The sequence below is a fragment of the Streptomyces sp. NPDC048659 genome (assembly GCF_040650575.1).
Lineage (GTDB): Bacteria > Actinomycetota > Actinomycetes > Streptomycetales > Streptomycetaceae > Streptomyces.
On sequence record NZ_JBEZHM010000023.1, the window covers coordinates 48,127 to 61,517 of the forward strand.

Annotated in this window: 12 protein-coding genes; 8 read left to right on the forward strand and 4 right to left on the reverse strand. The window is 75.3% G+C overall.

Annotated elements, in window-relative coordinates:
* Positions 1–36: 36 nt before the first annotated feature.
* Together AB0C99_RS19275 and AB0C99_RS19280 are read right to left on the reverse strand one after the other, a co-directional pair.
* Positions 37–594, reverse strand: a complete 558-nt coding sequence (locus AB0C99_RS19275; protein WP_362476350.1) for a hypothetical protein — start codon at positions 592–594, stop codon at positions 37–39.
* A gap of 96 nt (positions 595–690) precedes the next feature.
* Positions 691–1,485 carry an aspartate/glutamate racemase family protein gene (locus AB0C99_RS19280; RefSeq protein ID WP_362476352.1) on the reverse strand — a complete coding sequence of 265 codons (795 nt, stop codon included), beginning with the start codon at positions 1,483–1,485 and terminating at the stop codon, positions 691–693.
* A 58-nt stretch (positions 1,486–1,543) separates the two neighbouring features.
* Here AB0C99_RS19280 and AB0C99_RS19285 point away from each other — a divergent pair, with 58 nt between their 5' ends.
* The 5 genes from AB0C99_RS19285 to AB0C99_RS19305 all read left to right on the forward strand — a co-directional run bounded on the left by AB0C99_RS19285 (position 1,544) and on the right by AB0C99_RS19305 (position 7,733).
* Complete coding sequence (locus AB0C99_RS19285; protein WP_362476354.1) at positions 1,544–2,716, forward strand: glycosyltransferase; 1,173 nt, start codon at positions 1,544–1,546, stop codon at positions 2,714–2,716.
* Positions 2,717–3,023: 307 nt separating this feature from the next.
* Positions 3,024–3,554, forward strand: coding sequence for a DUF6643 family protein (locus AB0C99_RS19290; protein ID WP_362476356.1), 531 nt, complete (start codon positions 3,024–3,026; stop codon positions 3,552–3,554).
* A gap of 37 nt (positions 3,555–3,591) precedes the next feature.
* Positions 3,592–4,425 carry an MOSC N-terminal beta barrel domain-containing protein gene (locus AB0C99_RS19295; protein WP_362476358.1) on the forward strand — a complete coding sequence of 278 codons (834 nt, stop codon included), beginning with the start codon at positions 3,592–3,594 and terminating at the stop codon, positions 4,423–4,425.
* A gap of 160 nt (positions 4,426–4,585) precedes the next feature.
* Positions 4,586–5,191 (forward strand): hypothetical protein, encoded by a 606-nt coding sequence (locus tag AB0C99_RS19300; protein WP_362476360.1) that lies wholly within the window; start codon positions 4,586–4,588, stop codon positions 5,189–5,191.
* An 82-nt stretch (positions 5,192–5,273) separates the two neighbouring features.
* The gene (locus tag AB0C99_RS19305; protein ID WP_362476362.1) at positions 5,274–7,733 is read left to right on the forward strand and encodes a right-handed parallel beta-helix repeat-containing protein; all 2,460 of its coding nucleotides are present in this window, start codon (positions 5,274–5,276) and stop codon (positions 7,731–7,733) included.
* On the opposite strand, the gene AB0C99_RS19310 is transcribed toward AB0C99_RS19305, so the two are convergent.
* Positions 7,703–10,087, reverse strand: a complete 2,385-nt coding sequence (locus tag AB0C99_RS19310) for a hypothetical protein (RefSeq protein WP_362476364.1) — start codon at positions 10,085–10,087, stop codon at positions 7,703–7,705. The genes AB0C99_RS19305 and AB0C99_RS19310 overlap by 31 nt on opposite strands.
* Positions 10,088–10,314: 227 nt before the next feature.
* Between AB0C99_RS19310 and AB0C99_RS19315 the strand changes: the two genes are divergently transcribed.
* The 3 genes from AB0C99_RS19315 to AB0C99_RS19325 all read left to right on the forward strand — a co-directional run bounded on the left by AB0C99_RS19315 (position 10,315) and on the right by AB0C99_RS19325 (position 12,136).
* Positions 10,315–11,142: a DeoR/GlpR family DNA-binding transcription regulator gene (locus AB0C99_RS19315; RefSeq protein WP_362476365.1), complete on the forward strand. Its 828-nt coding sequence runs from the start codon at positions 10,315–10,317 to the stop codon at positions 11,140–11,142.
* On the forward strand, positions 11,139–11,573 hold the full coding sequence (locus AB0C99_RS19320; protein WP_362476367.1) for an SRPBCC family protein: 435 nt from the start codon (positions 11,139–11,141) through the stop codon (positions 11,571–11,573). The genes AB0C99_RS19315 and AB0C99_RS19320 overlap by 4 nt, the downstream gene beginning before the upstream one ends.
* Before the next feature lie 62 nt (positions 11,574–11,635).
* Positions 11,636–12,136, forward strand: a complete 501-nt coding sequence (locus AB0C99_RS19325) for an SRPBCC family protein (RefSeq protein ID WP_362476369.1) — start codon at positions 11,636–11,638, stop codon at positions 12,134–12,136.
* Here AB0C99_RS19325 and AB0C99_RS19330 read toward each other — a convergent pair.
* On the reverse strand, positions 12,096–13,226 hold the full coding sequence (locus AB0C99_RS19330; RefSeq protein WP_362476371.1) for a PLP-dependent cysteine synthase family protein: 1,131 nt from the start codon (positions 13,224–13,226) through the stop codon (positions 12,096–12,098). The genes AB0C99_RS19325 and AB0C99_RS19330 overlap by 41 nt on opposite strands.
* Positions 13,227–13,391 lie beyond the last annotated feature (165 nt).

A 13,391-nucleotide genomic window follows, 5' to 3' on the forward strand; every position in this document is an offset into this window, starting at 1 on the left:
ACCCCGGCCCTTGTGCCTCCCGCCGGGGCGGGCGGGTCACACGGGGGTCGGCGGGGGTGTGCGCCGGAGCAGGCCGCGGATCGCGCGGACGGCGGCCTCCGCGTCGTCGACGGTCACGGTGAACGTGCGCCCGTCGCCGAGCCGCAGCACCAGTCCCTCGCCGCGCCGGACGACGACGGCCGTGCCTTTCTCGGGGCGCCAGCGGTAGCCCCAGCCGCCCCACTGGCGCGGGGTGACGGAGGGCTCGAAGTCGGCGTCGACCACGTGGGAGAGCGGGATGCGGCGGCGCGGCACGCCGATGTGGCCGCAGCGCACCTCCATGGCGTCGTCGTCGACGCGGACCGCGACGTGCACGAAGGCGAGGGTGCCGAAGAGCACCAGGACACCCGCCGCGACGCAGCCGATCACGGCCATGAGCAGCGGGGCGATGCCGGAGGTCCAGGGGGACTCGACGGCGAGCGTGATGCCGAGCGCCATGCAGGCGGCCCCGGCCACGGCCGGCAGCCACTGGAGGCGGTTGGTGGCCCGGCCGGTCCAGACGGCGGGCGCGGGCGCGGGTCCGGTGGGACCCCGGTGCGAGGAGTGCTCCCTCATGGTGACAGCCTACGCACGTTCCGTGGCGCGGGCCCGTGGGCCGGGGCGTCCGGGGGAAGGGCCCGGCGCGCGGTGGCCGGCGCGGCCGGGAGGAGCTCAGCGCGCGACGGCGGCGGTGCCGAGGAGGCGCCCCTGCGGGTAGGCGAGCGCGGGCGCGGGCAGGGTGCCGGACCGGCCGCTCAGGAGCACGGTGAGGGTGCCCGTCGCGGGGGCGCCGGGGTCGGCCTCGGCGCCGATCCGGCGGAACGCCTGGGCGGCGACGGCGTCGGCGGAGCCGTACAGCTCGACGGGCGGCAGCGCCGAGCCCTCCGGGCGCGCCAGGGCGGCCAGGATCTGCTCGCCGACCAGCTCGTAGTGGGTGCAGCCGAGCACGACGGCGCGGACGTCCTGGGGGGTGCGCGCGGCCGCGGCGGCGACGGCACGGCGTACGCCCTCGGCGTCGTCGTGCTCGACGGCGTCGGCGAGGCCGGGGCAGGGCACCTCGGTGACGGCGGCGCCGTCGGCGAAGTCGCGGATGAGTCCGCGCTGGTACGGGCTGCCGGTGGTGGCGGGGGTGGCCCAGATGGCGACCTCGCCGCCGTCGACGGCGGCGGGCTTGATCGCGGGCACGGTGCCGATGACGGGAATGCGGGGCTCCAGCGCGGCGCGGATCGCGGGCAGCGCGTGGACGGTCGCGGTGTTGCAGCCGATGATCAGCGCGTCGGGCTCGTGGGCGGCGGCGGCGCGGGCCACGGCGAGGGCGCGCCCGGTGAGGTCCTCGGGGCTGCGCGGGCCCCAGGGCATCCCGTCGGGGTCGCTGGAGATCACCAGGTCCGCGTCGGGCCGCAGCCGGCGCACCACGGCCGCCGCCGGGAGGAGGCCGATTCCGGAGTCCATGAGCGCGATCTTCACCCGGTCACCCTAGCCGACCACCCTTGCATCCCCGGCGATCTGGGGCAGACTGCGGCGAATGAGCCCGCTTGCCTGGATCGCGATCGCCTCCCTGGCCGTCTGGGCCTGGCTGCTCCTCGGCCAGGGATTCTTCTGGCGCACGGACCAGCGCCTTCCGGTGCCCGCGCGCCCGCCCGAGGTGTGGCCCCGGGTGGTGGCCGTGGTGCCGGCCCGGGACGAGGCGGAGGTGCTGCCGCTGAGCCTGCCGTCGCTGCTGGCCCAGGACTATCCGGGGCAGGCGGAGGTGATCCTGGTGGACGACGGGAGCTCCGACGGGACCGGGCGGCTGGCGCGGGAGCTGGCCGCGTGCCAGGAGGGGCTGCCGCTGACGGTGGTGTCGCCGGGCGAGCCGGAGCCGGGCTGGACGGGGAAGCTGTGGGCGCTGCGGCACGGGACGGCGCTCGCGCAGGCGCGCGGGCCGGAGTTCCTGCTGCTGACGGACGCGGACATCGCGCACGAGCCGGACAGTCTGCGGCTGCTGGTGACGGCGGCCACCGGGCACGATCTGGACCTCGTGTCGCAGATGGCGCGGCTGCGGGCGGTGAGCCCGTGGGAGCGGCTGATCGTCCCGGCCTTCGTCTACTTCTTCTGCCAGCTGTATCCGTTCCGCTGGATCAACCGGCGGCGCCCGCTGGCGACGGCGGCGGCGGGCGGCTGCGTGCTGCTGCGGACGGAGACGGCGAAGCGGGCGGGGGTGCCGGAGGCGATCCGGCAGGCGGTCATCGACGACGTGTCGCTTGCCCGCGCGGTGCGGGGCGTGTGCGGGCGGATCTGGCTGGGGCTCGCGGACCGGGTGGACAGCGTCCGGCCGTACCCGGGGCTCGGCGAGCTGTGGCGGATGGTGGCCCGCAGCGCGTACTCCCAGCTGCGGCACAGTCCGCCGCTGCTCGCCGGGACGGTGGCGGGGCTCGCGCTGGTCTATCTGGTGCCGCCGGCGGCGCTGGTGGCGGGGGTGCTGTCGGAGGACGCCCCGGCCGCGTGGGCGGGCGCGGCGGCGTGGGCGGTGATGGCCGGCACGTACGTGCCGATGCTGCGCTACTACGGGCAGCCGCCGTGGGCGGCGGTGCTGCTGCCGTTCACGGCGTTCCTGTACGCGCTGATGACGGTGGACTCGGCGGTGCGGCACTACCGGGGGCGGGGCGCGGCCTGGAAGGGGCGGACGTACGCCGGGGCGCGGAAATCCGCGCCGTAGCGCGCATTTCCCGACACGCGGAGTAATGACGGAACGCCACCGCAACACTGGTGTCATCAATTGCGCGCGGAGATCGGCGACGGATGTCGCGGAACCCCTTTGTCGCCGCCGGTTTTCTTTACGTCAACCTGACACCCGACCGGCCGGTAACCCCTTCCGAGCTCGGTGTTTACAAGATCCATACGCCACCGCGCGTCCGTTTTTGTCACGTTCGATCGCATTGGCGGTCGGCGGCCTCTCGGAACCCGTCAATCAACCCTCTTTCCGGGCTCCCCACAGGGCACATCGTGGGCTTACCTTATGAGCCATGACCTCCCCGCGCTCCACCTACGGAGGCGGTTACCACACCGCGCCGTCGTTCCCCGACACCCCGATCTACGACTCCCTCGTCGCAGAGCGGGGCACGCCTCAGATCGCCCCGATCCGAGTGCCCTCCGCGTACGACACCGGCAGCGGCTTCTCCGGAAGCAGCAGCTACCTGCCGGCGCTGCCCGCGGCCCTCCCCGCCCTCCCGGCGGCCCCCTCCCCGCAGCAGACCCCGTCGTACGGCGGTCACGGCGGCGCGTACGGCTACGCCCAGCCCGCGCCCCAGATGGCCCCCGTGCCCCTGCAGCACGCCCCCACCCCGTACGTCCCGCAGCAGCAGCCCGTCGCCCCGCGCGGCTACCCGGGCCCGCAGGCGCCGCAGCAGCCGCGCCCGGCGGCCGGCGGGTACGAGGCGATGCGCCCGGCGGTCGGCGGGTACGAGGCGATGCGCCCGGCGGCCCCGCGCCCGATGCCCACGCAAGCCGCGTACGAGGACCCGTACAACCGCCCGTACCAGGGCCGCGGATACTGACCTCGGCGGCCGGCGGGGCGGCTGGCAGGATGGCCGTATGCCGAATCCTGTCTTGCGTTCCGTCCACGTCCACCCGGTCAAGGCACTGCGCGGGTTCTCCCCCGCGCGGGCGGAGGTCGAGCCCTGGGGACTGGCGGGCGACCGCCGCTGGACCGTCGTGGACACCGCGGGCAAGGTCGTGACCCAACGCCAGCACGCGCGGCTGGCGTTGGCGGCGGCCGGACTGCTGCCCGACGGCGGCGTCACGCTGACCGCGCCCGGCCTCGACGCGCTCACGGTGGAGGTGCCGGACGCCTGCCCGGGCACGCCCACGATCACGGTGGAGATCTTCGGCACGCCCGTGGAGGCGGTCGGGGCCGACCCGGCGGCGGACGCCTGGTTCAGCGCCTACCTGGACAGCGAGGTCCGGCTCGTCCACATGGACGACCCGGCCCGGCGGCGGCCCGTCGACCCGGACTTCGCGCTGCCCGGCGAGACCGTCAGCTTCGCCGACGGCTTCCCGCTGCTCGCCGCCACCACCTCCTCGCTCGACGCCCTCAACTCGCTGATCGCCCAGGGCGACCACGCCGACGAGGGCCCGCTGCCGATGAACCGCTTCCGGCCGAACGTCGTCATCGACGGCACCGCCCCCTGGGCCGAGGACGGCTGGCGCCGCCTCGCGATCGGCGAGGTCACCTTCCGCGTCGCCAAGTCCTGCGGCCGGTGCGTCGTCACCACCACCGACCAGGAGACCGCCGAGCGCGGCAAGGAACCGCTGCGCACCCTGGCCCGGCACCGCAGGGACGGCAGCCGGCTGATCTTCGGGCAGAACCTGGTCCCCGAGCACCGGGGAGTCATCAAGGCGGGCGACCCGGTCGAGATCCTGGACTGACCGCCCGGCAGGTCTCTCCCCGCGGGCTCCCAGCGGACTCTCGGCGCACCCCGGGCGCCCCACCTGCCCCTTTCCCGTTCACCCGTCCGTGCTCGACAGGCGCGGAACCATCCGCCGGGGCACACTCGTTGGAAGAACGGACAACGAGGGGGTGCGGAGCGTGCGTGCAGCCATCGGACTCTGGCGCTGGCGGCGCAATCCCCTGCGCCGGACCACGGACCTGGTCGAGGCATGGCTCGCCTTCACGGCGGTCGTGCTGCTGTGCCTCGTGGTGCCCGGGGCGGGCGTCCTGTCGGGGCTCTCGGCCAACGCCTCGCTCCAGCGCGCCGTCCGCTCGCAGTACCAGGAGCGGGTGCCGACCGTCGCCCGGGTGGTGCGGATCGCCCCGCAGGACCCCCGGGAGCGCGACGCCGAGGCGGCGGGCGAGCAGCGGCTGAGACCCGCCGTGGTGGCCGACTGGACCGCCCCGGACGGCAGCGCGCGCACCGGCACCGTCAACACCCTCCGGCAGCAGGCCCGCCCCGGTGACGCGTTCCCGCTCTGGACCGACCGGACCGGGCGGCCCGTGCCGCCGCCGATGCACCCGGAGACCGCGCGGGCGCACGCCCTCATCGCGGGCCTCACCGTGGCACTCCTCGCGGGGCTCCTCGTGGAGACGGCCCGGCGGCTCGCCGTACACCGCCTGGTACGGCGGCGGTACGCGCGTCTGGACCGCGCTTGGGCCCAGGCCGGTCCCGACTGGGGCCGGACGGGGACGGGCAGCTGACCCGGCCGCCCCGCGCCGTCGCGCGCGCTACGGTGGGGCATCGGAGCAGCGTCGGCGCACGAGGCGGGGGCAGAACACACCCATGGCACAGGGCACGGTCCAGGTGACGCACACCGGCACGTCGCGGTGGCGGCGCCGCACGGGCGAGTACGCCTCCCTCGCCGCCGCCCTGGAGGCCGCGGGCGACGGCGACGTCCTCACCGTCGCCCCCGGCACCTACCGGGAGAACCTCGTGGTCCAGCGGGCCGTCACCCTGCGGGGCGGCGACGGCGGCCCGGTCCGGATCGCGCCCGCCGACGGGGTGCCGCTCACCGTGCGCGCCTCCGCCACCCTGCGGGACCTGCACATCGAGGGGCAGGACGCGGCGGCGCCCGCGCTGCTCGTCGAGGACGGCACCCCGGAGCTGCTCGACCTGCGGATCAGCACCCGCTCCGCGGCCGGCGTCGAGGTGCGCGGCGCGGCCCGCCCCACCGTCCGCCGCTGCACCGTCGACAACCCGGCGGGTGTCGGCATCGCCGTGCTCGACGGGGCGGGCGGCGTGTTCGAGGAGTGCGAGGTCGTCGCCGCCGGCCAGTCCGGGATCTCCGTGCGCGGCGGCGCCCACCCGCGCTTCGAGCGCTGCCGGGTGCACCACGCCTCCGGCGCCGGCATCGCCGTCAACGGCGAGGGCAGCGGCCTGGAGGCGCTCGGCTGCGAGGTGTACGAGATCAAGGGCACCGGCCTGCAGATCGCCTCCCGCGCCACCGCGCACCTCAGCGACTCCCGGGTGCACCGCACCTCCGCCGACGGCATCACCCTCGACACGGACGCGGTGCTCACCCTCTCCGACTGCGACATCCACGACATCCCCGAGAACGCCGTGGACCTGCGCTCGCGCTCGGTGCTCACGCTGACCCGCTCGACGGTGCGCCGCTTCGGGCGCAACGGCCTGTCGGTGTGGGACCCCGGGACCCGGGTGGACGCCAACCAGTGCGAGATCCACGACAGCACGGGCGACTACCCGGCGGTCTGGATCAGCGACGGGGCCACGGCCGTGCTCGACTCCTGCCGGGTGCACGACGTGCCCGACGCGCTGTTCGTCCTCGACCGGGGCTCGCGCGCCGACGTCGTCGACAGCGACCTGTCGCAGGTGCGCAACACGGCCGTGTCGGTCAGCGACGGGGCCACCGCCCAGCTCGACGACTGCCGGATCCGGGAGGCGTCCACCGGCGCCTGGTTCCGGGACCACGGCAGCGGCGGCACGCTGGCCGGCTGCACGATCGACGCCGTGCAGACCGGGGTCATCGTCACCAAGGGCGCCGACCCGACCATCGAGCGCTGCACGGTCACCTCCCCCGCCGAGGCCGGGTTCTACGTCTCCGCCGAGGGCCGCGGCTCCTTCGTCGCCTGCCGGGTCACCGGCAGCGAGGGCTACGGCTTCCACGTCATGGACGGCTGCCGGACCACCCTGCGCAAGTGCCGCACCGAGCGCTGCGCGCGCGGCGGGTACGAGTTCCCCGAGGAGGGGCCCGTCGTCGAGGAGTGCACCAGCGACGAGAGCCAGCTCCGCTCGACCGCGCCCGCCGACGCCGGGGGCGTGCTCACCGCGACCCGGACCGGCGGCCTGCTCGGCACCGTCCCGCCGCCCCGCCTCTCCGCCGCCCCCGGTACGCCGAACACGCCCGCCGCGCCCGGCACTTCGGGTGCCCCGGCCGCGCCGGGCGCGGGGCCGCCGCCCGCCCCGGCGGAGGCCCGCTCCTCGCAGGAGGTCCTCGGCGAACTGGACGCGCTGGTCGGCCTGGACAGCGTCAAGCACGAGGTCCGCACCCTCACCAACATGATCGAGGTGGGCCGCAGGCGCCAGGAGGCGGGCCTCAAGGTGGTGTCCGCCCGCCGCCACCTCGTCTTCACCGGCAACCCCGGCACCGGCAAGACCACCGTGGCCCGCCTCTACGGCGAGATCCTCGCCTCCCTCGGCGTCCTCGACCGGGGCCACCTCGTCGAGGTCTCCCGGGTGGACCTGGTCGGCGAGCACATCGGCTCCACCGCCATCCGCACCCAGGAAGCCTTCGACCGGGCCCGCGGCGGGGTGCTCTTCGTCGACGAGGCGTACGCCCTCTCCCCCGAGGACTCGGGGCGGGACTTCGGCCGGGAGGCCATCGACACGCTGGTCAAGCTGATGGAGGACCACCGGGACGCGGTCGTGGTCATCGTCGCCGGGTACACGGCCGAGATGGACCGCTTCCTGAGCGTCAACCCCGGTGTGGCCTCCCGCTTCTCACGGACCATCACCTTCTCCGACTACGTGCCGCCGGAGCTGCTGCGGATCGTCGAGCAGCAGGCCGAGGACCACGAGTACCGGCTGGCCGCAGGCAGCTCGGAGGCCCTGCTGGCCTACTTCACGGCCCTGCCGAAGGGCCCCACCTTCGGCAACGGCCGCACCGCCCGCCAGACCTTCGAGTCGATGGTCGAGCGGCACGCGGGCCGGGTCGCCGCGCTCGCCGAGCCGAGCACGGACGAGCTGACCCTGCTCTACCCGGAGGATCTGCCCGAACTCCCCTGAGCGGAGGCCGCGTCGGCGCGCTGGCGCGGCAGCGCGGGCGGCAGCCGGTCGAGCAGCTCGGCCCGCGCGGCGGCGAAGCCGGGGTCCGCCTGGTAGTCGGAGTGGCCCAGGATCGGCTCGGGCAGCGGATGTTCGCGGGTCCGCCCGTACGCGACGGGGTCGCGCAGCACCGGCCGGTCCACGGCCGGGCGGCCGTCCTCCTCGGGGACCCGCACCGGCCCGCCGATCGGGTCGGTCGCCCGGTACAGGTTGCTCCAGCAGTGCACCGTGCGGTGCAGCCCGCGCAGCGCGTCGGGGCCGAAGTAGGCCGGGAACCAGCGCCCGTAGAGGCGCTCCAGCGGCGAGCCGTAGGTCAGCAGGGCGACCCGGCCGCGGGTGGCGGGCGGGAGCTGCCAGACGGCCGCGGCGGCGAGGACGCTGCCCTGGGAGTGCCCGGAGATGACGAGCCGGCCGCCGGTGCGGCGGGTCCAGGAGCTCATCCGCCAGGTGAGGTCGGGCACGGCCCGCTCCGCGTAGCAGGGCGGGGCGAAGGGGTGGGCGGCGCGCGGCCAGAAGGTGCCGACGTCCCACAGGATGCCGATGGTGCGCCGCGCGGAGGGGTCCTTGTAGGCGCGGCGGCCCCAGGTGACGAAGAGCAGGAAGCCGAAGCCGATCATCCAGGAGCCCAGCGCCTGGGCGGCGGTCGCGGCCGAGGCGACCGCCGGGTGGGCGCCGTCGAAGGCCCGGCCCGGCACGTTCCCGCTGGCCCATGCGCCGGCCACGGACAGGGCGCCGAGCAGCAGGGTGGCGCCGGAGACCACGCCGACGAGGACGGGGGCGGAGTCGGTGAGGGCGGCGCGGGCGCGCCCGGCGGCGATCTGGCCGGTGCGCAGGTGGTCGAAGACCTCGGGGGCGTAGTCGGCCTCGACGGCCGGGCGCAGGGTCCGGGAGGCGAGCGCGGTGCGGGCGACGAGGACGGCGGCGGGTACGAGGAGCAGCAGCAGGAGGACGGGGATGACGGACGCCTGCCAGCTGAGCAGGACGGGCGGCCCGGTGATCAGCCCGCCGCCGGTGCCGGGGGTGCCGGGGCCGTCGAGCCAGTCGGCGACCCGCTGGGCGACCCCGCCGGACATCACCCCGCCGAGCGCGCAGGCCAGCATGGCGACGGCGGGGCCGCCGAGCCCGTACAGCGCGGTACGGGGGGCGGAGCGCGGGCGGCAGAGCAGCAGGGCGACGACGGCGAGGGCGACGACGAGCCCGCCCTGGACGACGGTGACGGTGCCGAAGACGACGTCGCCGGGCAGGGTGCCGCGGGAGGTCCAGCCGGGCCGGGACCAGCCGGTGTGCAGGGCGGTGGCGGCGAGCGTCAGCAGCGCGGTGGCGGGCAGCCAGGAGACCAGGGCCCGTTCGATCCGCAGGTCCAGGCGGTTCTCGCTGCGGCCCCGGCGGCAGACCACGACCAGGACGGTGCCGGCGAGGACCAGCAGGGCGGCGCGCACGACCAGGCCGAGCGCGCCGATGAGGCTGCCGGGGGTGTCGTACCGGGCGGTGGCCTGGGCGAGGACGGCGGCCACGGTGAGGAAGCCGGCGGCGGTGTGCGCGGCGCGCAGCCGGGCGACGAGCCGGCGCCCGTACCAGAAGCCGGGGCGGCCGAGGGCGGGCCGCAGGGTGACGGGGGTGGCGCCGTCGGCGGCCTCGGTGTCGGAGGCGGGCGGCACGGCAGGGCCGGGGTCGGTCTCGTAGCCGGTGGGCGGGCGCTGGGCCTCGTACGCGCTCCAGGTGCGGTTGGACAGGTACCAGAGCAGTCCGACGAGGGCGGTGGGGACGACGGCGGCGAGGGCGAGGCGGCGGCCGGGCTGGGACCACCAGCCGCCGCGCTCGGCGGAGAGGAAGCCGAGCCAGGAGCGCTGCCCGGCGCAGGGGCCGGAGCCCGCGCACTGCCAGGCCGTCAGGTCGAGGGCGACCTCGCAGGCGGCGGCGGTGAGGAGCACGGTGAGGGTGAGCGCGACGAGCCGGACGAGGACCCCGTAGAGGCGGACCAGGCGGGCCCGGCCCGGCGCGGGCGGGCGCATCCAGTGGGCGAGGTTGGCGACCATGAACGGCAGGAGCAGCAGCCAGAGGGCGCGGGCCCCGTTGCCGGAGGTGAGGTTGGACCAGCAGTACGCCTCGGGGACGGGCCGGTCGGCGTGGCGCTCGGGGTGGTCCTCGGCGTCGAGGTCGTCCCTGCGGCGGTACATCGCGGCCGTCCGGTCGCCGGTGACCCGCGCGGTGCGCGGGTCGTCCAGCATGTCGGCCGCGGTGGCCCCGCCCACGCCGTGGACGAGCAGTTCGAGCGCCGCACCCCCGTGCTTCGGGTCGGGTGTGGCAGGGGACACTTCGGTGACTCGCTCTCTGAGTGGGAGGATTCGACGGCAACAGCAGGATCGCGGACGGCCGGGCCTCTCGGCGCGGCCCTCCCGGATTCCGTCACCCGTTCTCCTCATTCCCCTTTTCCGGACCCCTGTCTCCCTCTCTCTCCGTCTCTCTTCCTCTTCTCTTCCTCCTTTTTCCTCTCTCGCTATCCCTCTCTCCCCGTTCCCTACGGAAAGGACCGGCCCCGGCGGTGACTGACAATCAGAACCTTCTCGCGGAGCAGCGGCGCGCCCTGATTCTCGACGAGGTACGGCGGCGCGGCGGCGTCCGGGTGAACGAGCTGACCCGCCGCCTCAACGTCTCCGACATGACGGTCCGCCGGGACCTGGACGCGCTGGCCCGGCAGGGCGTGGTGGCGAAGGTGCACGGCGGGGCGGTGCCGGTGGCCGACGCGAGCAGCCACGAGCCGGGCTTCGAGGCGAAGTCGGCGCTGGAGCTCGGGGCGAAGGAGGAGATCGCGCGGGCGGCGGCGGCGATGGTCCGGCCCGGGACGGCGATCGCCCTGTCGGGGGGTACGACCACGTACGCGCTGGCCCGGCAGCTGCTGGACGTTCCGGACCTGACGGTGGTGACCAACTCGGTGCGGGTCGCGGACGTCTTCCACGAGGCGCAGCAGGCGGGCGCCGGCGGGGAGGCGCGGCCGGGGGCGGCGACGGTGGTGCTGACCGGCGGGGTGCGCACGCCCTCGGACGCGCTGGTGGGGCCGGTGGCCGACCAGGCGATCCGCTCGCTGCACTTCGACGCGCTGTTCCTGGGCGTGCACGGGATCTCGGTGGAGGCGGGGCTCTCAACGCCGAACCTGGCGGAGGCCGAGACCAACCGGCGGCTGATGCGGGCGGCGCGCCGGGTGGTGGTGGTCGCGGACCACACCAAGTGGGGCACGGTGGGGCTGAGTTCGTTCGCGACGCTGGACGAGGTGGACACCCTGGTGACGGACCGGGGGCTGTCGGCCCAGGAGCGCGAGGAGATCGCGGAGCGGCTGCCCGGTCTGGTGGTGGCGGGCGAGGAGCCGGAGTGAGGCGGTTCCGGGTGGAGCGGACCACGGCGCTGGCGCCCGGCGCGGTGTGGCGGCGGCTGACGGACTGGCCGGCGCACGGGGCGCAGGTGCCGCTGACGCGGACGACGGTGCTGACGGCGGGGCCGAGCGGGGTGGGCACCCGCTTCACGGCCAGGACCGGTCTGGGGCGGTTCGGCTTCGACGACCCGATGGAGGTCGTGGTCTTCGAGCCGCCCGCCCCCGGCCGTACCGCCGTGTGCCGGCTGGTGAAGCTGGGCCGGGTGGTGCGGGGCGCGGCCTCGTTCGAGGTGGCGGAGACGCCCGGGGGCAGCCGGGTGGTGTGGACGGAGGAGCTGAGCGTACGCGGGGTCCCGGCCGCCCTCGATCCCGTACTGGCCCTGGCGGGGCGGGTGCTGTTCGGGCGGGCGCTGGACGGACTGCTGCGTAACTGACGGCTGGTCAGCTACGGTGGGGGGTCGAACTGATTCCCGATCCCCGACGGGAGGTACGACCCATGGCACACCGACTGAGGCCGGTGGAGCTCGGCTTCGCCGCGTCCGCCCCGCTGCGCCTGGTGTTCACCACGGCGGTCGCCGCCCCGCCGGCGGCGGTCTACCGCTCGCTGGCGGTGGAGGTGGCCAGCACCCCCGCGTGGTTCCCCGCCGTCGCCTTGGCCACACCGACCGGCGGCGGCGCGGGCCGGACGGTGCGGCTCAGGGGCGGGGTGGTCTTCCACGAGACGATCCTCGCGACCGACCCCGCCGCCCGCTACGCCTACCGGGTCGACGAGACGAACGTCCCCGGCCTCTCCGCGCTCCTGGAGGAGTGGGTGCTCTCCCCCACGGCGGACGGCACGCACGTGCGCTGGACCATGGCCGTCGACGGCAACGGCGCCTGCCGGCTGGCGATGCGGCTGGCCCGGCCCGGTGTCGGCAAGTCCTTCCGGGACGCGATGCGCGGCCTGGAGCGGCGGCTCACTCCGGCCAGACACCCGTCTCCAGGAAGCGCTGGATAGTCGCCGCGTACGGGGCGATGTCGAGGCCCTGCTCGGCGAGCCAGGCGTCCGAGTAGTACTTGTCGAGGTAGCGCTCGCCCGGGTCGCAGATCAGGGTGACGACGCTGCCGGTGCGCTTCTCGGCGACCATCTGGGCGACGATCTTCAGCGCGCTCCACAGGCCGGTGCCGGTGGAGCCGCCCGCCTTGCGCCCGATGGCCGTCTCCAGGGCGCGGACGGCGGCCACGCTCGCCGCGTCGGGCACCTTCATCATGCGGTCGATGGCGCCGGGCACGAAGCTGGGCTCCATGCGGGGCCGGCCGATGCCCTCGATCCGCGAGCCGCAGTCGGCGCTGGCGTCGGGGTCGTGGTGGGTCCAGCCGTCGAAGAAACAGGAGTTCTCCGGGTCGGCGACGCAGACCCGGGTGTCGTGCTGCATGTAGTGCACGTAGCGGGCGATGGTGGCCGAGGTGCCGCCGGTGCCGGCCGTGGCGACGATCCAGGCGGGCTCGGGGTACCGCTCCAGCTTGAGCTGCTGGTAGATCGATTCGGCGATGTTGTTGTTGCCGCGCCAGTCGGTGGCCCGCTCGGCGTAGGTGAACTGGTCCATGTAGTGCCCGCCGGTGCGCTCGGCGAGCGCGGCGGCCTCGTCGTACATCGTGCGCGAGTCGTCGACGAAGTGGCACTGCCCGCCGTGGAATTCGATCAGGCGGCACTTCTCGGGGCTGGTGGTGCGGGGCATGACGGCGATGAACGGGACGCCGATCAGCTTGGCGAAGTACGCCTCGGAGACGGCGGTCGAGCCGCTGGACGCCTCGATGACCGGGGCGCCCGGGCGGATCCAGCCGTTGCACAGGCCGTAGAGGAAGAGCGAGCGGGCCAGCCGGTGCTTGAGGCTGCCGGTGGGGTGGGTCGACTCGTCCTTGAGGTAGAGGTCGATGCCCCAGCTCTCGGGCAGCGGGAAGCGCAGCAGGTGGGTGTCGGCCGAGCGGTTCGCGTCGGCGTGCACCTTGCGCACGGCCTCCTTGAGCCAGGACCGGTAGCCGGGGTCGCTGCGGTCCACGTCGATGGTGGTGGCGGCGTCGCGCGCGATGTCGTCGGTGCTGGTCATGTGCGCCTCTCCTCGTGCCGGTGGGCAACGTGCCCCACTGACCGACGATACCGCTCTCACCTGGGCAAACGTTCGCTTTGGGAGTCCATAGGAGTGCCTTGCAGACGGCCGCGCGAGGGGCGGTCCGGCGGCCGTTCCGGGGGCCTGCTGGTGCCGGGGGCGGCG